Source organism: Paenibacillus sp. FSL H3-0310 (assembly GCF_038002785.1).
Taxonomy (GTDB): Bacteria; Bacillota; Bacilli; order Paenibacillales; family Paenibacillaceae; genus Paenibacillus_AQ; species Paenibacillus_AQ odorifer.
Map to the genome: position 1 here is coordinate 3,174,448 of NZ_JBBODC010000001.1, position 19,919 is coordinate 3,194,366.

21 protein-coding genes are annotated in these 19,919 nt (G+C 42.1%); 6 read left to right on the top strand and 15 right to left on the bottom strand.

Translation table 11 applies throughout. The features are described from left to right. Positions 1 to 6: 6 nt before the first annotated feature. From MHH63_RS14245 to MHH63_RS14265, 5 genes are all read right to left on the bottom strand, one after another. A complete protein-coding gene (locus MHH63_RS14245; RefSeq protein WP_076194326.1) occupies positions 7 to 729 on the bottom strand; it encodes a ThuA domain-containing protein in 723 nt (240 codons plus the stop codon). Between the two features lie 25 nt (positions 730 to 754). Then, positions 755 to 1,915 carry a Gfo/Idh/MocA family protein gene (locus MHH63_RS14250; RefSeq protein ID WP_076185992.1) on the bottom strand — a complete coding sequence of 387 codons (1,161 nt, stop codon included), beginning with the start codon at positions 1,913 to 1,915 and terminating at the stop codon, positions 755 to 757. 10 nt (positions 1,916 to 1,925) lie between these two features. Next, positions 1,926 to 2,969, bottom strand: coding sequence for a LacI family DNA-binding transcriptional regulator (locus MHH63_RS14255; RefSeq protein ID WP_076194330.1), 1,044 nt, complete (start codon positions 2,967 to 2,969; stop codon positions 1,926 to 1,928). 189 nt (positions 2,970 to 3,158) lie between these two features. Further along, positions 3,159 to 3,908, bottom strand: a complete 750-nt coding sequence (locus MHH63_RS14260) for a sulfite exporter TauE/SafE family protein (protein ID WP_076185994.1) — start codon at positions 3,906 to 3,908, stop codon at positions 3,159 to 3,161. A 359-nt stretch (positions 3,909 to 4,267) separates the two neighbouring features. Then, a complete protein-coding gene (locus tag MHH63_RS14265) occupies positions 4,268 to 5,143 on the bottom strand; it encodes a LysR family transcriptional regulator (RefSeq protein ID WP_076185996.1) in 876 nt (291 codons plus the stop codon). 127 nt (positions 5,144 to 5,270) lie between these two features. On the opposite strand from MHH63_RS14265, the gene MHH63_RS14270 reads away from it, so the two are divergent. Next, a complete protein-coding gene (locus tag MHH63_RS14270) occupies positions 5,271 to 6,164 on the top strand; it encodes a DMT family transporter (protein ID WP_076129293.1) in 894 nt (297 codons plus the stop codon). 71 nt (positions 6,165 to 6,235) lie between these two features. On the opposite strand, the gene MHH63_RS14275 is transcribed toward MHH63_RS14270, so the two are convergent. The 6 genes from MHH63_RS14275 to MHH63_RS14300 form a co-directional block, all read right to left on the bottom strand. Beyond that, positions 6,236 to 7,735 carry an MDR family MFS transporter gene (locus MHH63_RS14275; protein WP_076194336.1) on the bottom strand — a complete coding sequence of 500 codons (1,500 nt, stop codon included), beginning with the start codon at positions 7,733 to 7,735 and terminating at the stop codon, positions 6,236 to 6,238. A 247-nt stretch (positions 7,736 to 7,982) separates the two neighbouring features. Beyond that, entirely contained in the window at positions 7,983 to 8,723 is a 741-nt protein-coding gene (locus tag MHH63_RS14280) for a copper amine oxidase N-terminal domain-containing protein (RefSeq protein WP_340395562.1), read from the bottom strand. 130 nt (positions 8,724 to 8,853) lie between these two features. After that, positions 8,854 to 9,618: a M15 family metallopeptidase gene (locus MHH63_RS14285; RefSeq protein WP_218640422.1), complete on the bottom strand. Its 765-nt coding sequence runs from the start codon at positions 9,616 to 9,618 to the stop codon at positions 8,854 to 8,856. Between the two features lie 14 nt (positions 9,619 to 9,632). Beyond that, positions 9,633 to 10,544 (bottom strand): hypothetical protein, encoded by a 912-nt coding sequence (locus MHH63_RS14290; RefSeq protein WP_076194340.1) that lies wholly within the window; start codon positions 10,542 to 10,544, stop codon positions 9,633 to 9,635. A 59-nt stretch (positions 10,545 to 10,603) separates the two neighbouring features. Beyond that, positions 10,604 to 11,929: an FtsW/RodA/SpoVE family cell cycle protein gene (locus tag MHH63_RS14295; protein WP_341171695.1), complete on the bottom strand. Its 1,326-nt coding sequence runs from the start codon at positions 11,927 to 11,929 to the stop codon at positions 10,604 to 10,606. Then, the gene (locus tag MHH63_RS14300) at positions 11,926 to 12,258 is read right to left on the bottom strand and encodes a PadR family transcriptional regulator (protein ID WP_076186012.1); all 333 of its coding nucleotides are present in this window, start codon (positions 12,256 to 12,258) and stop codon (positions 11,926 to 11,928) included. The genes MHH63_RS14295 and MHH63_RS14300 overlap by 4 nt, the downstream gene beginning before the upstream one ends. Before the next feature lie 37 nt (positions 12,259 to 12,295). Here MHH63_RS14300 and MHH63_RS14305 point away from each other — a divergent pair, with 37 nt between their 5' ends. The 4 genes from MHH63_RS14305 (at position 12,296) to MHH63_RS14320 (ending at position 14,997) form a co-directional block, all read left to right on the top strand. Next, complete coding sequence (locus tag MHH63_RS14305) at positions 12,296 to 12,664, top strand: hypothetical protein (protein WP_341171696.1); 369 nt, start codon at positions 12,296 to 12,298, stop codon at positions 12,662 to 12,664. 158 nt (positions 12,665 to 12,822) lie between these two features. Continuing rightward, on the top strand, positions 12,823 to 13,317 hold the full coding sequence (locus MHH63_RS14310; RefSeq protein ID WP_341171697.1) for a hypothetical protein: 495 nt from the start codon (positions 12,823 to 12,825) through the stop codon (positions 13,315 to 13,317). Between the two features lie 268 nt (positions 13,318 to 13,585). Then, positions 13,586 to 14,119, top strand: coding sequence for a PadR family transcriptional regulator (locus tag MHH63_RS14315; protein WP_081388325.1), 534 nt, complete (start codon positions 13,586 to 13,588; stop codon positions 14,117 to 14,119). A gap of 59 nt (positions 14,120 to 14,178) precedes the next feature. Next, a complete protein-coding gene (locus MHH63_RS14320; RefSeq protein WP_076186022.1) occupies positions 14,179 to 14,997 on the top strand; it encodes an SDR family oxidoreductase in 819 nt (272 codons plus the stop codon). A 193-nt stretch (positions 14,998 to 15,190) separates the two neighbouring features. Here MHH63_RS14320 and MHH63_RS14325 read toward each other — a convergent pair whose 3' ends face one another. After that, the gene (locus tag MHH63_RS14325; protein WP_076130929.1) at positions 15,191 to 16,645 is read right to left on the bottom strand and encodes a DHA2 family efflux MFS transporter permease subunit; all 1,455 of its coding nucleotides are present in this window, start codon (positions 16,643 to 16,645) and stop codon (positions 15,191 to 15,193) included. Positions 16,646 to 16,695: 50 nt separating this feature from the next. Next, on the bottom strand, positions 16,696 to 17,265 hold the full coding sequence (locus MHH63_RS14330) for a TetR/AcrR family transcriptional regulator (protein ID WP_076279005.1): 570 nt from the start codon (positions 17,263 to 17,265) through the stop codon (positions 16,696 to 16,698). Positions 17,266 to 18,448: 1,183 nt separating this feature from the next. On the opposite strand from MHH63_RS14330, the gene MHH63_RS14335 reads away from it, so the two are divergent. Beyond that, positions 18,449 to 18,883 carry a DUF4395 domain-containing protein gene (locus MHH63_RS14335; protein ID WP_076126204.1) on the top strand — a complete coding sequence of 145 codons (435 nt, stop codon included), beginning with the start codon at positions 18,449 to 18,451 and terminating at the stop codon, positions 18,881 to 18,883. An 11-nt stretch (positions 18,884 to 18,894) separates the two neighbouring features. Here MHH63_RS14335 and MHH63_RS14340 read toward each other — a convergent pair whose 3' ends face one another. Beyond that, a complete protein-coding gene (locus MHH63_RS14340; RefSeq protein ID WP_340395560.1) occupies positions 18,895 to 19,428 on the bottom strand; it encodes a hypothetical protein in 534 nt (177 codons plus the stop codon). A 64-nt stretch (positions 19,429 to 19,492) separates the two neighbouring features. After that, positions 19,493 to 19,912, bottom strand: a complete 420-nt coding sequence (locus MHH63_RS14345; RefSeq protein WP_143766420.1) for an NUDIX hydrolase — start codon at positions 19,910 to 19,912, stop codon at positions 19,493 to 19,495. Between the last annotated feature and the right edge of the window lie 7 nt (positions 19,913 to 19,919).

Below are 19,919 nucleotides of genomic sequence, written 5' to 3' on the forward strand. Positions count from 1 at the left end.
CAGAATTTATTGACTGTCTGCCATTCCACTATAGCTATTCATAACCTCCGAAACATTGGATAATGCTTGCGCTTTACCTTCAGCTGCCCATATTAATCCTCTGCGCATCATTTCACGCACTTGCGGCTGATCTACAATGTCCGCATGATGCCCCAGTGAATTATAATAAACTCTGCCCAAGCCCCAACGTTTTGTCCAAGCTACTGGCATATCAACAGCCTTATTATACGAATGAGGCCCTTCAACTACTGGAAAACGAGTCGTAGCAAGAACTTCAACAGCTGGATCTACATGCAGATAATATTGCTCTGAGCAAACACTGAAATCTTCTAATCCTTCTACCAGAGGACTTGAGCTTTGACAAATCTCTACGGTATAGTTAACGCCGTCATTCCCAGGATGAGCTACCCATTGTCCACCCGTCATAAACTGCCAATCTACATTATTACGAAAAGAATCACACATCCCGCCATGGCAACCGGCAAGACCTGTTCCATGCTGTACAGCTGCGGAGACATGATTCACAAAATCCTGCTCGATTGTGCCCATTGTCCATACCGGCACGATCAAATCTAGTCCAAGAAGCTTATCTGCATCAGCAAAAGCCTCCAGTGTATTCGATACTTCAACTTCAAACTGTTCCTCTTGCAACATTTTAGCGAATATATCAGCGACCTGCTCAGGCTCATGACCCTCCCAACCGCCCCATACAATCAATGCTTTTCTCATCTTCAGCACTCCTTCTAAGGTTAGATTACATCTCGGATAAATCGACCCACCGGCGTTCATCAATAGAGCGTTCTACAGCCTCTAACACCGCTTGGCATTTCACTCCATCATTGAAATTCGGTTCTGGCTGACGACCTTCTTCAATTGCGTTAGAAAGCTCCAGCATTTCGTGAATAAACGTATGTTCAAAACCAATCGTATGACCTGGTGGCCACCAAGCCTCTGCATACTCATGAGCAGGATCGGTCGCCAGCACACGGCGAAAACCTTGTACATCCTCTGCATCCGAGGTCAAATAAACTTCTAATTCATTCATACGTTCGAAGTCGAATTTCACACTGCCAAGACTCCCATTGATCTCAAAAGAATTGGTAGAGCGATGACCCGCTGCGAATCTTGTAGCTTCAAAGCTGCCCAGAGCACCATTATCAAAACGGGCTAAAAATAAGGTGGCATCGTCAACGGTAACCTTACCCTTGGGTGCATCCTTATCTCCTTTAGCGCTTAAACCAGTCATTTCAGCGGCGAGCGGACGCTCTTTTATGAAGGTCTCGCTCATGCCGATTACTTCCTTCATATCACCTACTAAGAAATGAGCCAAATCTATGAGATGCGCCCCCAGATCTCCATGCGAACCTGAACCGGCGATATCCTTCTGCAGTCTCCACACTAAAGGGAAATCCGGATCTATTATCCAATCCTGTAGAAACCAAGCCCGAAAATGATAAATCTTTCCCAGCCGCCCACTCTCTATGAGCTTCTTAGCCAGTCGAACTGCCGGAGAAAAGCGATAATTAAAACCAACCATATGTGTAACTCCCGCGTCTTCAGCAGCTTGCAGCATTTCACGGGAATCCGCCAAGGTCAGCGCAAGTGGTTTTTCACAAAAAATATGTTTACCTGCTTTGGCTGCTGCCAAAGCTATCTCCTTATGCGCGTTGCTGGGAGCATTAATATCTATAAGATCAATATCCTCTCGAGCGATCAGATCCTTCCAGTCCGTAACACAATCCGCCCAGCCTAACTGCGATGCAGCTTCTCCAAGCGCTTCACTATTACGTCCACAGATTACAGACATTTCCGGTTTAAGCGCTTTCGGGAAAAACATAGGCAAACTGCGATAAGCATTACTGTGGGCTTTACCCATAAATTTATAACCGATCATTCCAATGCGAAGCTGTTTCATCTTATTCCTCCTAAGTGTTGATAGATTTAGATGAAGCTCGTATAACTAGTTCTGTCGGTAATTTGATCTGTACGGCTGGTGCGGGTACTTCTGCCAGATTGTTTCCCAGCAATTCAATGATTTGGGCTGCGGCAAGTTCACCTAGTTCGTAAAAGGGAACCCTCACACTGCTTAATGCAGGTGTGGTAAGCTCCGCAGCTTCCGAATCATCATAACCCACAATAGCTGGCAGGCGATCCCTTGGTATTCCTAACTCCTGTAGTCCTTGCTGCAAACCTATGGCCATCCGATCATTGGCGGCCATAATCGCATCAATCTCATTCAGCAAAGGCAACATTTCTTTGGCAGCTATAATTCCGCTTTTCCGGCTGAAGTTACCTTCGAACAAAAGTGAAGAGTCTACAGAAAGATTCACCTCTGCCAAAGCGCGGGTATACCCCGTTAAACGATCTCGGCTGTTGGAATAAGATTCTGGCCCATTTAGAAAAGCAATCCTCTTAAACCCTTGTTCCAGTAAGTGTTTAGCCGCTTGCCAGCTTCCTTCGACATGATCGGCATCCACCTCGTGAAAAGCTTCCCCAGCAAAATGCTGATTAATCAGACAAAAAGGATGGTCTTCTTCCTTCAAACGGCGGAGTGAGGCTAGCTCACCTGGCTCTTCTTTAGCGCCAAGCACAATGCAAGCATCGATCTTCCGCATCTTAAACAACTCGTTATAATCCATTGGCGCTTCGGCATTCCGAAACAGCATTAACAGATCATAACCCTCTTCTCGCGCCTTGCTCCCTATTCCACTTAATATTTCCGAAAAATAATAAGTGGAGAACAAGCGGGCTTTCGGCAAATAAGGCATCACTACACCCAAGTTCCCGCTCCGTCTACGAGCAAAGCTCTGAGCAAGTGAACTAGGGGTATAGCCTAGCTTCAGTGCAGCTGCCAACACACGTTCCTTCGTTTCTTCCTTAATCGGACCAACATTGTTTAACACGCGAGATACTGTGGCTTCTGAGACACCTGCAAGCTCGGCAACCTCTTTACGGCTGGCGATATAAATTCCTCCTTCTCATAGGTTATGAACAGTGACATTTAGCCTCGTTCAATTCGCTATTCGAAAACGCATTCATTTAATGTACGCGCGTACATTTTCTCATGAACAAGGCTCTTCGTCAACCCTAAGATTGGATAAATTTAAAAGACGTTCATATACAGTAAGGGGGAAGAACGTCTTTCTTTTTCTTTTCAACTATCCGCGAGGCACTAGCATTAGGACACCAAGTAAAATGATAATCAGAAATAAGTAACTCTCAAATTTTTTAGCAGGAATACGTTTATTCACATATACCCCAAGGACCGTAGCTAAGAGAATTGCTGGAATAGAATATCCATAAAGAACAAGAGCATCCACCGTCCACAATCCCCCGATAGCATGACCCGTTACAACGAGTACACCCGAAATAAGAAAATGAGCTTGCAACGTACCCCGAAAACGATCCGGATTCCATTGTCGTAAAGTACCATAGATCACGACAGGGACACCATTAAAGTTATAAGCACCGCCAAGTACACCCGAAGCGAATCCGAAAGGATACACCCAGCCTTTTGCCTTAAGCAATGGATGATCGATCGTCTTAAATATTCTCTTCTTTATCACCGAATAAACTCCATAAACAATCAAAAATATACCAAGGCCAGTCATAATTACACTTGCCGGTGCTAAATAAAGCATGACTAGTCCTACAGGAATTCCTATCACTGTTGAGAGTGCTAATCGAATCAAAATAGGTCGTTCTATATGCCGCCACCCACTCACAACTGTAAGTGAGGCAACCGTGAGGCCTGCCAATCCAATCAAAGAAACTGAGGTATGTATAGGAATCGGGAGCAGTGCAAGCAGTGGCATGCTCACAATCGCTTCACCAAAACCAAACACGGTTCTCATTAAGGCACCTATAAATACTGCTACTACGACTAGTGTAATTATTGTAACGCTCAATCGCTTAATCCTCCTCCTAATCTTATCCATCCGTAATTGTGCATAAAGTCCTCACATTTCCAGAACATCTGAATACATTCCTTATTTCCACTCTTCTAATTATAACATATTAATTATTCTAAAACAGATATTAATAGAGGATTAACATGCAATTTAACGTCTCTTAAACCCTATATAACGCCGCCAAAACTATAAGATAATGGAGATATACATATATTTAACTAAAATCCTTTAAAATCGATTATAGCAGCTTGTGTGTAGTTCCTGTTTCCTGAAAAACTAGCTGAAGTACTAAACAAAAAAACTGATCCCTCTTAACTTTGATGAGGTATCAGTTTCTTATTTTTTGACGTATTTATTTAGGTGTTATCTTTCAGCCACACTTGCACATGCTTTAGAAATTTTTTGGTGACGGGAGAAGCGTATTTCATAGAGTGGACAGCAATTCCTAACGATCTGAAACTACGTTCCTCCAATTCTAGCATGGCCACATTATAATTTTGCCGGGTCAAGACAAGCTCTGGCAAAATACTAATGCCAAGGCCTTTCTCCACCATCGACATAATGGCATAGTCATCACCTGCTGAGAATTTAACATTAGGTTTAATACCCGCCTTATCCAGCACACGTCTAACATCATAATCCGAGCCTGCTTTCGGGATAATGAAATCCTCTTTAGCAATTTGCGATAAGGAAAGAAAGGGTTCTGCACTAAGTGGATTCTCTTTAGATACAATCCCTAACATCCGGTCTTTTTTTAAAGGAATTACGTCAAACTTCTCACGTGTAGGCAGTGAAATAAAACCGCAGTCGATCACTCCAGCCTCTATCCATTGCTCAACCTCCAAATAACCGCCTTCCATCAGCTTGATTTCTATATATGGGTATTCACTGCGAAATTGCTTAATCATCCCTGGCAGCCAATGCACTGACACACTGGTGAACGTACCGATGGTGATCGTGCCAATCTCTAGCCCGTGGATGTCCGCTACCTCCTGCTTCAATTTCTCGTTCCACTTCAAGATTTCACGGATAGGCTGCAGAACTTGTTCCCCGTTTACCGTCAATTTCACACCGGATCTATTTCTAATTAATAACGCGAACCCAAACTCCATTTCCAAGCTGCTAATGGTGTGACTAATTCCGGATTGCGTAAAACCCAGCATTTCTGCTGCTTTTGTTAAGCTGCCTAGCTCTACAACTTTCAGAAAAATCTCATATTTATTAATGCTCAACCTCTGTTCCCACCCTTATAATTACATAAGTTTTACTCATGTATCCTATGATAAACATTCAGTTACCTTATGTATAGAGCCGTATTATACTATATTGAGTTGAAAATGAAGAAGGATGGATGAAGAGATGAAACCGCTCAAAGCTGAGCTGCTGCTGTTAGTTGTAACATTATTTTGGGGCTCCTCCTACATATTTATGAAAATGGGGTTAGGTACGTTAGGCGAATTCAATCTGATTGCACTCCGCTTCGGACTTGCTTTTATATTAGCCGCTATGATATTCCACAAACGATTAAGACGAGTAGACATGAGAACATTAAAATATGGTGCTCTCCTCGGATTCCTCCTGCTAGGTGTATTCACATGTATAACCTTCGGACTTCAAACAACCACCACCTCAAATGCAGGATTTTTAGTTGCATTGACGGTTATTTTTGTACCGATCTTGGATCGAGTTATTTTCAAAAAAAGAGTTGCACCTCCGCAAGTGTTCGGCTCCATCCTCGCCATAGCCGGGATTGGACTTCTTACCTTAAATGCAACCTTAACTATTCAACCGGGTGACTTTCTGTGTATTCTTTCGGCAGTGTTCTATGCGGTACAGATCTTATTTACAGGCAAGGCGGTAAAAGAATGTGATTCCCTGAATATTGGAATCTTGCAGTTAGGATTTGCCGGAGGGTTGGCCTTAGTGTTGTCCGCAATCTTCGAGACACCTTCGCTCCCCTCTACTTTGCCAGGTTGGGCAGCAATTCTAGCGCTTGGTATCCTATGCAGTGCCTGTGGCTTCATCCTGCAACCTATTGCTCAAAAATATACTTCACCAACCCGCACCGGACTAATCTTCTCCCTTGAGCCGGTCTTCGCTGCGATGTTTGGTTATTGGTTCGCTGCTGAGAAGTTATCGATGCAAGGCTATGCTGGCGCAGCGCTTGTTCTGCTGGGAATCGTGGCTTCTGAGCTGCTTGGTAAAGCAAGTCTCCCCGCATCGTGGGCTCAGAAGAAACCAGAGCATTTATAACAATAAAGGCGTCGTTCAACTATACAAGCTGAACGACGCCTTTTCTATATTATCTATGTTTTTGGGTTCAATTAATGCCCCATCATCATCGCCGCATCTGCCTTCTGTCCCTCTCCAGAGGTAGGATCGCCAGCAGAAAGCTTAGGCTTGCGCAAAATAATACTCATCAATACACCTACCACTCCTATGCAACCAGACAGGAAGAACACATCATCAAAACCACTAACTGCGGCTGTCAAAGGATTACTTCCCGCTTTCAGTGCTCCCATATGAACAGCGATCTGACTAGTCAGGTAACCTGTCATTCCAGCTATAGCAAATGAAACAACGACTTGTTGAGCAGCAGCAGTAAGTGAAGTTACACTTCCCACCCATTCACGTGGAGCAGCATTCAAGACATGAGTATTCAAAGGCATCATCGTTAGACCCATCCCAAAGCCTAAGAAACCCAGGTATGTCATAATTAACGATAAATTTGTTGTAACACTAATTCCGGATAACAGGAACAAGGTGACCGTAATGATACTAAGTCCAACAAACGCCAGCGGACGAGCCCCGATCTTATCAAACAACCTGCCGCCAATCGGCATTCCGATTGCTGAAGCTAAAGCCTGCGGAAGTAGAATCAAACCGGTCTCCAGCGGGGTATAGCTTCGAATCTGCTGCAGGTAAAGGGGCACAAATAACATGGACCCAAACAAAGCAGCTTGCATAACCCAAGTTAAAATAATACCCCGAGTGAAATCCGACGAACGGAAAACTCGCAGTTGTAAAAGCGGATTTTTGTGAAGCAGCTCCACAATGACAAGAAGGATCAATGCAACCCCTCCAACAGATAAGCCAACAATAGCGGGAGTAGACGACCAGCTTGTTCCACCGCCTTCATTCACCCCATAAGCCAACATAGAGAAGGCAATTGGGGCAAGGATAATGCCTAGGATATCGAGTTTGCCTTTGCTCTTTTGTTCAGACTTCGGCAAATATTTAACACCAAGAATAATGCCAACAATTCCAATAGGTACATTAATCAGAAAGATCCAGTGCCAGCTTACGTACTCCACCAGCCAACCGGATAAGACTGGACCGAGTGCCGGTGCTAAGAGCATTGGAATACCAAGCATCCCCATAATAGAACCTCGACGTTCTACTGGAGCTAATTTAAAAACCATCGCCATCCCAATGGGAGCAACCATCCCCCCGCCAAGACCTTGAATGACTCGAAAAATAATGAGCTGAGATGAGCTTTGTGCAACCGAACATAACATAGAGCCAAGAATAAACATCGTAAGAGTTGCCAGAAAAACTTGTTTCGATCCAAAACGATCGGTCATCCAGCCCGCGAGTGGGATTACTGCCGCTAAAGCTAAAGTATAACCCGTAATCGCCCACTGAATCGTTTTGAGATCGGAAGCAAAATAATCAACCAGCTTGGGAACGGCCACATTCACAACAGTACCATCCAGAATAACCATAATCATACCGACAATAATAGCAAGAAGCGGGGGGATGATTGCTTTTAACGAAAAGGGTTGCTCTTCTGCAGAACTCATTCCGGTCAATGTTTTTGTCATCCAGTACTCCACTCATTTCTCTAATTTAATTAAATGCTTTATTTATTATTTCAAATTTTAATTTACATTCGATGAATCTGGAAGTCAACAAATAAAACCATTTTTTACATTAAAAACACATCGGGTTTACGATACCCTTCAGAAATTATCTGGGAAAGTATATTAGAACAGCAAAAAGACTATGCATAATCCCCTAAAATCTTCTCGCTTGGGAAATGTGCATAGTCATCATGGAATCATTTTCCGATTAGAGTGTCTCTCTAAATTCTATAATTTTGCCCGATGTGTTCAAAATAATTTCAAGTGGAATCTCTGTCTCTGCAAAATCCAATACACAGCGGATAGAAAATTGATCCTCGTTATAGCTACTTTTTGTAGATTTAATCCCATGATAATTCCCGGCTTTTATCGTAATTTGCTTCCAGTCTTCCAGTAATCCATTTGAGCTTGGCTTATTTACGACCACATCATAATGATATCGCTCCGATAATTCATTATATTTACCGCCGACCAGTAACCCCGCTATAACACTCGCTGTCACTTCAGGGGTATACACTTCAACTTGATTGGACTCCCCATCATATGAGGTTAATAAACCAATTGTCTTAAAAAAGGAGATTGGAACATAGATATGATCCTGTCTGAATTCGAAATCATCTTTAAAAACCAACTCTTGTGCATTATTGATGCTAACTAAATGTTCGTTAAGCTTCCATTTAATTATTTCATTTATCTTTGTTAGTGTTATAGTTTCTGAACTTTTTTGATATGTTGTTGTATATTTCAGTGCATTGGAAGCCTCTCTGAGCGGAATCATGACCGTGGAACCCTTGTTGTAGGCTGAATGGGGATCAGTTTCCAGTAGTTTACCATTCAAAATCACGCTAACCTGGCCGGAGTCTGCCCATACTGTTGGAGCGGCAAATCCACCAAATCCATTAGTTAAAAACAGAACACCTAACACAACTACCGCTGCCATTTTGATCATCGCTCGAAACCTCCCTTTAGTTATTACAAGTATTATGTGCGTTTCCAGCATGTGCTAATCCTAAGGATAATAAAGCCAAGAAAAAAAAGAAGCCGTTCAACATTATGTTGAGCCACTTCTTTAGAAATGATTATTCCACCTTGAAGTCAAAATACTGCTTAGGAAAAGGTTCTTTTATCAGCGTAAAATGCCACCATTCCTTACTATAAGGTTTAAAGCCTTGCTTCACCATAACCTCTTTGAGAATTGCGCGATTTGCTTTCTGAGTCTTGGTGATCAACGATGTATCATAAAAAGAGATCTCTCCGAAAAAATCAAACGGGCTGCCCATATCTACATCTACACCGGTCTCTTTATTGACGATCGTTAAATCGATGGTACTGCCTCGAGAATGTCCTGATTTTTTCGCTATAAATCCGAGTTTGAATAAATTACGTTTATCCAGTAGCGGGTAATATTGCTGCTTCATCTTAGTATCCGCGGAATTCTGTGACCATCTTACAAAATGATTCACCGCGGTCTGCGGACGATAAGCATCATAGATTTTTAGGATATATCCTTTTTTGGCTAAATCCTCACTTACTGCCTTCAAGGCTGTAGCTGCAGTCTGTGAAAAGATCGCTAAAGGCGCTTTATAACCATCAATCCGCTTCCCTACAAAATTATTGTCTCCGTAATAGCGAATTTCAAATTGGGCAGTAGGAATCACTTCATCCAAATAGACAAATCCTTGCGGCAGGCGGTTTTTCTTCTCCAGCTGCATTTGCTGCAGTACATTGTCTGTAGATGATCCAACGTAAGCTGCATCTGCGCTGCCCATAAAAATCGTGTTTGTCCATAACAACAGCACAAATGCGAAAACTATAATTTTTGTTCCTCTAAATCCGCTTCTCAATAGATCCCGCCTCTTCATTTCGAATTAACCGTTTGATTCAGAAATTTCTCCACTTCAGGTGTGAGTTTATTATTCGTGGAATCAAGTAACTGCAGTAGTTTTTCTAAAATCATTAGGATTCTGGTGTCGCCTTTGTTTCCTTTTAATGCATTCTCATACGCCTTCTTTACTTCAGGTTTGATTACTTGCTCATCATAGTCATAAGCTGGTGTGTTGCTTGATCCATATAATAAGCGTGAAGTTGCATTGAGCAGCTCTTTTTGAAGAACGGTTGACCGATTGGAAGCTGGGTATTTCGTCACAAAATCCTCCAGTGCAAGCGCCCTGTTCGTTAACTCTGTCCAACTAATCACAATAGCTGCATCAAAAACACTTGGTTGATTCGATTCAGTGGCCATGATATCTATATAAGCAGCGATGTCCTTCGTGACATACGGCTTAAAGCTTTTGAACCCCTCATAATGCATCACTGGATAGTACATGCCCTCACTAGTCTCCAGCTTATACCCCTTATCCCGTCCTTCAATTAACATATTGCGTACATTGGGATCTTTGATCGCATTAAGGAGTGTGCTGTATGTTAGATTTTTGCTTTTGGAAAAAGCATTATTTATCTCTTTCTGAACATTCTCCGGAAAAACCTTCTCAGAGTACACAGGTAAATATGCCTTCTGTGCATTTTCGAGCTGGAGTGTCATCTGAGTTGCTGTCCAGGTATCCACTTCTTTGATATGGTTAATCAAATAATTCCGTGCGTTAGCAAGAGATGCCGGTTTCTGTACATATTGTTGGAATTGGTTATAGACTTTTGCAGATTCTTTCACAGTTGCGGCAGCTACAGTATCAGTTGTATGTATACTCCCAAACCCTCCCATAGAGCCTAGGGCAAAGGCAATACTTAACAAGCCTGTTTTTTTCCATCCCATTAAAAGACCTCCCTTAAGTATTCATACTTAATAATTAGACATACGAGAGGATCCTGAATCTAACTCAGTACAGTATTATCCTGGACGGCTCCAATGTCCTTCCTACGATAAATGCCCATCAAAAGTCCAATAGCCGCATATTCAAACCACACATGACTCCCATAGCTCAGGAAAGGGAACGGGATAGAAGTCAGCATCATTCCGCCGCTCAAAACAGCAAGACCATAGGTTAGTCTTATGGCTAGCAAAAATGCCAAACCCAACACTAAAGCTTGTCCATAGGGCTCACGAATCGCTCGTATCGTAGATAGAAGCTTGATAAAGAACCAGGAGATAACTGCAAGCAAAAGCAGCGCCCCCGCCCAACCAAAACAATGAATAAGATAGACTGGCAACATATCTGAGTAGACATACGGCAGCTTTTGTTCTACTGCTCCGAATCCGTGCCCCCACCAACCTGCTGAACTAATAACTTCACGCATTACTTGATAGATATAGCCATAACCTTCTGGATCTAAAGATGGATTTATTGCACTAATAATTCTGGCCATCAGGTAGTCGCTATTGAAGATGACCATTAGTCCAACTATTACAAAGAACCCTAATAATACTACACTCTTTATCCAATCGCGAGTAATCCATACATATAATACTAGTGAAGAGATTAGATACACCACAAGCTCTGGAAGAGAGTTTAGAGAGATAAGAAGCCATGCAGGTGCTAACAGAAGGCTTATGTCGAACAACCCACTTCGCCAAGTTTTCTTTTTAGCCGATTCCTTACGATTCACTAAAATCCCTGCTAACGCGACTATCAAAACATAAGGACGATAGGATGTCATATCAGGTAAGATCAAAAAAATCCTAGGACCATAATTCACTCCATTCATTGTTATCCCCCAGAATATACTCGACAGAATTCCTGCTATTGATGTTCCGTATAATACCCACGAGAAACTTTTCAGCTTTCTGAAATCGATAAAATACAATCCAAACATCAATACAATTCCAATGAGTATATTTATCGCTTGGCGTCTAAACGCATTATCCAAAAAAGCACCTTTAACAATATCACTGTAGCCTACATCCACAGAACTCATTCCGATCAGACTGATCGCGGATAATAAAGCTACAACGCCAAACAATCCCCAAGGTACATGTGGTTTATGTATTAGATGAAGTTCCTTTCCTAACGTTTGCGGATTTCCCATTTGTGCGATCGCCCAAGCTATGGCTTCTTCCCGTGATACACCGTCTGATTCTTTTTCACAAATTAAATCTTCTAGATGACTAGCTAATTCTTGACGTATCTCTGGGTGAGTTTTTTTCGCTTTAATCTCTGCACACACTTCATCCAAAAATTGCTGCTGCCTCTCTTTCATCATACACCACCCTCTCCCAGAACGGAGTCAACTGCACCTTTAAACATAACCCATTCTGCTTTTTTCTCCTTGAGTTTCTCTTTACCTTCATCCAGAATTCTATAGTATTTACGCTTCCTTCCCTCTACCTCCATCCAGTAAGCCTCTACCCAGCGCTCACTTTCCATCGCATGCAGAATTGGATACAAGGTTCCTTCTTTTAATGAAAAAACACCCTGTGATCTCAGCTCCAGCTCTTTGATTAACTCATAACCATATAATGGCTTCTCCTGTAAAAGAGTCAGAATTAACGTACCCGTACTGCCCTTCAGCATCTCTTTACTTACTTTCAACGGCTAACACCTCCTAAATTCTAACTTTACAATTGGCGTGGGACCGAATTCCGCTCATTCTACGGGATATATACCGTTGATTTGCTTCCTCGAGCCGGATTCGGCTCATTCTACGGGATTTATACCGTTGATCTGCTTCCTCGGTCCGGATTCGGCTCATTCTACGGGGATATATACCGTTGATCTGCTTCCTCGGACCGGATTCCGCTCATTCTACGGGATTTATACCGTTGATTTGCATCGTCGAGCCGGATTCGGCTCATTCTACGGGATTTATACCGTTGATTTGCTTCCTCGGACCGGATTCGGCTCATTCTACGGGATTTATACCGTTGATTTACTTCGTCGGACGGAATCGCCTCATTCTACGGGATTTATACCGTTGATTTGCTTTTTTTTTCCATGACTAATATCTGTATATCATGAATATTAGTTATCCTTTTATACCTAGGACAACTATACATCGTAAATCTATGCATGTAAAGTTTCTATTAAGAATCCCTTATTCCCTCCTCATTCATGTATAATAATGGTAATACAAGCAGGATGTTGAGGAGATCAACGATGAGAAAAACAACAATAACAATCTTGAGTTTTACCGTTCTATTCATATTTGTTTTCGTTGGATATATGCTCCGTAACAATTCGATGAACTATTATGAGACGTGGAAGATAAATTGGGGCATATCGATCTCTAAACCTACAGAGTCAAAGGTGATATTTGAAAGTCCACCTAGTTTCCATGGGGATGGCGAAAGCTATTACGTATTAGATTATGACGAAAAGCAATTCAAAGAAATCAAAGACGCAGCATTTTGGCATCCCCTCAATGTTGATTTCATTGACCTCTTAAAAGAGAGGATATCAAGTTTCAAAGACTCTGTGATTGCCATTTATCCCAATGAAAAAGAAAAATACGAAAAATTATTTCAGGCGAACCCTATAGGACTCGAAGAAAGAGGATTGTATTATTATAAGAAAAAAGATGATGGTAGCTACTGTATCGTGATCCTTAACGTGGAGTTACAACGAGTATATATGATGGAATGGACACAATGAAAATTAATAAAGTGAGAATTAAACGACGATCGCTCCCCGGTATTCTGCCAGGGAGCGATCGTCGTTTTTTTCGGAATGCCTATTTATTATTATAATCCTCATACTTGTAGTCCTCATTCTACTGCCACTGCATTTATATTCTAGGGAAATGAATACATAAAAAAACAACTCCAAGTATCCGTCCAATATATATTGACTCAATATATAAAGGTCTGATATATTGTGATAACGATATACAAATATTTAGAAACTTAAAGGAGGCCCTATTTTGAACAGTCAGGATGTTATTTTAGGCATGCTTATGAAAAAATCGTTGACTGGATACGAAATAAAGCAGTTATTGGAGGAAATATTCTCTAATTTCTATAGTTCTAGTTATGGAACGATTTACCCTACACTTGCTCGCATGGAAAAGGAGGGTCTGATTACTAAGGAAAACATACCTCAGGAAGGTAAGCCTAATAAAAATCTTTTAAACATCACGGATAAAGGAAGAGATAGTTTTAATGCCTATTTACTAGCCCCACTAGAGGCTGACAGTATTAAGAAATCTGATTTTATGATGAGGCTTTATTTTGGTGAATTTGTCGGGTATGAGAAGGTGATTATTTGGTTGAAGCAAGCTCAAGAGGAATCACAACATAAGTTAGATCAATTACTCGCTCAGTATTCGCTTTATAAAGATGAAATGCATCCAGCACAGATCATCTGCATTCAAATTGGCATAGAAGAATATAAGGCTAAACTAACAACCATTGCTGAGGGATTGTTAAACATGGAGAAGTTAGTACTTACGAAGTGAGTTTTAATACGAACCAGGTTAAGATGTACCGCTCATAAAACTTTTAGGAGGAATTGTAGATGAAAACAATTTTTATAACGGGTGCTTCGTCTGGTATCGGTAGAACTACAGCAAAACATTTTGCTGAAAGAGGATGGAATGTGGTAGCCACGATGCGTTCACCTGAACAAGAAAGTGAATTCACTACACTTGATAATGTGTTGGTGTTACGGCTCGATGTTGAGAAAGCAGACACGATTCAACCTGCGTTAGAGGAGGCGATCAAACGGTTCGGTAAAATTGACGTTCTTCTCAATAATGCTGGTTATGGAACAATGGGACTTATAGAAGTAGCTACAGATGAGCAGATCAGAAGACAGTTTGAAGTCAACGTTTTTGGTCTTATCAGTATGACTAAAGCCATGCTGCCACATTTTAGAGCTAACCAAGATGGTTTGCTGATCAATATCTCTTCTATGGGTGGGAAAGTAACCTTCCCTACAATGTCTCTGTATCATTCAACGAAATTTGCCGTAGAAGGTTTTTCTGAATCCGTATCTTATGAATTAGCATCACAAAACATCAAAGTAAAGTTAATTGAACCTGGTGCCATTCAGACAGACTTTGGTGGTAGATCGATGGAGTTCTTTTTTAATGAAGCATTAACGGAATATAAACCTTTTACTACTGCATTTTTGGGTAAATTGGGTGAGATGGAAAAACAACCTGCGTATGCTTCGCCTCCAGAACTTGTTGCGGAAACAATATATCAAGCCGCCACAGATGGGACAAGTCAATTCCGATATGTTGTTGGTGAAGATGCAAAAATGCTCATTCAAATGAAAGAAAATACGGCCGAAGAAGAATATCTGACTAATATATCCCAGCATTTTTCTTGAAAAAAATATTAAGTGGAGGTCGCTTTTCGGTATTCTACCGAGGAGTGGTCCTCTTTCTTATTGCGAACAAAAAAATCCCCTTCGATCAACAGTGTTAAGTCCAAGAGATCATGAACTTTTTTTCACTGTCTATCCTAAGGGGATTTTACAAACTAACCTATTCGAACACCTTTTCTTGCGTCAAATTTATTTATTAATGCATCGGAGTATTCATTTTATGATTAACAACTACTCTTTTTATGAAGAAAGCAAGAATTAGTCCTACAATCGCCATACTCATTCCGAAAATAAAAGCATTTTGTACACCGTTCGTGAACGCAGGTAACATATTAGCTGGATCTGCTGGGTTCTCCACAGTTTTCATGTAGCTTTTTGAACCCGCGGTCATAATGCTGACTGCTAATGCAGTACCAATGGCACCAGCAACCTGCTGCAGTGTATTCATAATAGCTGTACCATCTGGATAAAGTTCTAGTGGCAACTGGTTAATACCATTCGTCTGTGCCGGCATAAATACCATCGAAATACCAATCATAAGCGTACTGTGAAGTACGATTACGAACACAACCGTAGAAGCTACAGTAATACTGGAGAAGAACCACAAGGCTACTGCTGCAATAATCAGACCTGGAATCACGAGCCATTTCGGACCGTATTTATCAAACATACGACCCATAATTGGGGACATCAATCCGTTTATAATTCCACCTGGAAGCAGCAACAGACCCGCTTTGAAAGCTGTATAACCTTGTCCTTGTTGAAGGTACATCGGAAGAATCAACATGGAGGACAGAATAACCATCATACAGATAAATACCATAGCTACACCAATAGCGAACATTGGATATTTAAAAGCACGCAGATTAATCATTGGCTCCTTCATCTTCATTTGACGAAGTCCAAACAATAACAGTGCTACTACACCTACGATGATCGCAATGATCACTTTCGGACTTCCCCAGCCCGCTTCTTCACCGGCACTGCTGAAACCAAACACAATACCGCCAAACCCGAGTGAAGATAACACAATGGAGAGGATATCAATCTTCGGTTTCGTCACCTTTGTTACATTCTGCATGAACAGAATCCCGAATATCAACGCAATCACTAAGAATGGCAATGACAACCAGAAGATCCAGTGCCAGCTGAGGCTTTCAATAAGCAGTCCAGCAATGGTAGGCCCAATCGCCGGAGCAACCATGATAACCAGACCGATCATCCCCATTGCTGCCCCACGTTTTTCAGGAGCAATGATGATAAGGATTGTATTAAACATCAGTGGTAACAGAAGCGCTGTTCCCATAGCTTGAACCACTCTTGCTGTAAGTAAGAACTCAAAGTTAGGTGATACTGCCGCTAGGAATGTTCCTAGGATTGAAAAACATAAAGCGGCTATAAACAGCTGTCTCGTCGAAAACCATTGAAGCAGCATCCCCGAAATTGGTACTAATATACCCAGTGTAAGCAGATAAGCTGTTGTCAACCATTGTGCTGTTGCTGGGGTAATTTGTAGGACATTCATAAGATCGCTTAAGGCAACATTTAATGCCGTTTCACTGAACATTCCGATAAAACCTGCTAGTAATAAAGAGACAAGAATTGGAATAGTCTTAAACTTCTTGACCTCTTTTTGTTGATTCCCTTGCATAGTTGCTTCCACCCTTAATCCTCCTGATAATCTTATCTATTTGTCTGTATCTAACCAAGTATTACTGGGATAAACTTTGCCGCCGCGAGAAGCGGTTGTTCCTCCCGAAAAGTCAGCGTCTGGAGAAGCGCCCCTTCAAATAAAGAGATTACCACTGAAGCCTTATCGGCCGCGGGCTTGTTCTCTACGCCCTCATCCAAAAGACGTTTCTTGATCACATCCTGCAAGTCCATAAACACAGATTTACACGCAGTCCGCAGCTCCTCACTAATACAGGATGTCTCCGCCGCCAACCAAAAACTAAACGGAACAATCCCTTCGTATGAGGATTCCACAGCATCTTTAGCCATTCCTAGAATGAAATCCTCCATTGCCTCAGACGCACTCTTGCTGTTCTCCATATGATGTTTAAGCTTCTGAGCGACAACTTCACTAGTCCGGTTAATACATGTTAAAGCCAGTTCTTCTTTACCGTGAGGAAAGTAGTAATAAAGAGACCCCTTCGGTGAATCGCTGTCTTTAATAATCTGATTCAGTCCTGTTGCATGATATCCCTGAGAAAAAAACAATTTCGAAGCTGTGTCCAAAATCGCCTCACGCGTATTCGGCTTGTTCGACAAGCTGACACTTCCTTTGCATTATAACAATTGGTCTACATAATAAAACCATATTTCAAAGAGATATGTCAACACATAAATTACTTAAATTCAAAGTAATTTTGGTGGAAGATCGTGGGGGTTGGGTTGGGTTGGGTTAGCTCCATCCTCCCTATCGGACTCAGATGCAGCTATTTGCGCTAAATCATGTCTTTTCACAATTTTCCGGACCTCACCGTCGCTATTCCCCTCAAACCGGACTGCTTTCATCCCTTTTTGTGCACATAGCTGCAATGGAGTCCGATAATTACTCAAAAGGTTACTTTTCCAGCATATAAGGACTCTGGGGTCCGATAGCTCCTAACTTCGAACATCCTTCTACTTCACATTTACTTCTCATCGAGCTATTAGCTTCATTAGGTCGCACACATGCCTCACACTATTTCCGCGTATGCATTTGTCCGTGTACTCCCTTGCTTCACACTTACTCCCACACTTTTGTTTTCCATGTACTACACTTGCTCTCAAGCTAACATTCCTATCGGACTCAGATGCAGCTATTTGTGCTAAAACATATCTTTTCACAATTTATCGGACCTGAGCGCCGCTATTCCCCTGAAACCGGACTTTTTTTATCCCTTTTTGTGCTCATAGCTGCATTGGGGTCCATTAATCTTTCAAAAGGTTACTTTTCCAGCAAATAAGGACTCTGGGGTCCGATGGAGTGAATGAGATGAGGTGAAGGAGATGGTGTGCAGGAGATGGTGTGAAGCAGATGAGGTGAACGAGATGGTGTGAACGAGAGAAGGCCCAATGTGCTGTGGAGAGGAGGTGAGGACGTAATGTGCTTGGGGTAGGATGCTATTAATGTCCATCTGTATTTTCGCAATAAATTACTACCTGCCTCCATCCAGCCCATCTGCTCCTTCTGCCCCTTCTGCTCCTTCTGCTCCTTCTGCTCCTTCTGTCCCCACTCGCCCCATTTGCTCCATCTGCCCCCTTCTAGCCCGTCTGCTTCATCCGCCCATCTGCTTCATCTGCCTCCATCCGCCCCATCTTCCCCATCCGCTTCCAGCCATCTCCATACCTTCTCTCTCCCTCCCTAAATCAACTCCCGACACCCCACGTCCGCTTGAAATTATCTACTTCCCATTCCCACAATCACAGCATATACTATAATTATTCCAATGAGAAAGGTGTGAATAAAATGCAAAACGTGCCCAAAGGAATTCCCCGGCCATTAGTAAAAACTAATCAGGCGTTTATCGTCATTTCTGTAATATTAACATGGCTAACAGGACAACACTGGATACTAGCGCTGCCCTTGTTTGCCGGATTGCTCGGTCTTTTGTTCGGTTATAATCCCATCATTAAGCTAGCTGCCAGGTTTCTGACAAAAGAGCGTTCCCACTATGTACTCGAAGACTGGTCACAACAACAGTTTAATCAAAGCATAGCTGTCTTCTGCCTCGCAGGGGGTCTGATCAGCTTCATCGTTGGCTGGACGATCGCAGCTTACATTTTCACAGCGCTCGTTGCGGTGGCCGCCACTGTGGCAATCCTAGGTTTTTGTATCGGATGTTTTATCCATTATCAATGGAGAATGTACAATTATAGACGTAAACAAAGCAGCACAAATTAAATTTGTTAATCTTAATCTCTCTCTTCTCCAACAACATCCCAGCGATGGCGAAATTTTAGTAACCGTGGATGCAGTGATGAAGGTGCAGATGGCAACAATAACCGAATCTTTACAATCCACTCTTCAAAAGAAGAATAAGACGCAAACTGATTCGCCACCTCAGGCGTTAAATACAGAAAAATCGGCGAAGGATAGATCTCCAAAAGATGCCGCAACGCTGAATCAAGCGGAGTATACTTCTTTCGCTTCCCTTCCAAACTCTCTACCGTGATAAAGCTACGCCCTTGCTCCCTTTTCCATTCATGCAGCCGGTCCTCTCGCTTATAATAAGCGCTCACCGGCTCTTTGGTCATCCGTCGCACCGTTTCCTCATGAAGTGGATATAACACCAGTTTGGTGAAACGCCGGTCTGTTGCAGTTTTTGCCGCCACTTCAAGCTCTTGATCTGTTATATGTTCAAAAGAGTCGTAAAACACTAAAGTCCCTTTACGTTGCTCAACTGGTGGCTCATAGCCATACGGTACATGCTGAATGTCTCTTTTCAATGAAATCCCTCCTGCTTGTTCTATTTATTAATCATATCATGTGACAACAGCAGGGCTATCATTCTTATCCTACAGCTGAAGATGAATGGTTAATGAAATCCTGAACTTTTGATATCAAGGCTGGGTAAATCAAGGGATACGTCAGCTCTTTTGGTATCTCAGTAAATCCTCTGATTTCTGCCATCTCATAAGGAGGAAGTTCTGCGAACTGTTCCACATTTGCAAAATATAACTTACCATAATTTTCTGGAGCGTCGATACTAGTGACCCTATAAATAGCTATTGGAAAAAGTGAGAATTGTTCCGCACCCGTTTCTTCATATAATTCTCTGGCAGCAGCCTGCTCCGGGATTTCGCCAACCTCTATATGCCCTCCGGCAAACTCCCACGTCGAACGGTTCTGATGTCTCGCTAAGATCCATTCTTCACCATGTTTAACCATAATAACAACGTACTTCAGCTCAACTTCTTTTTCCTTATCCAAATCATAA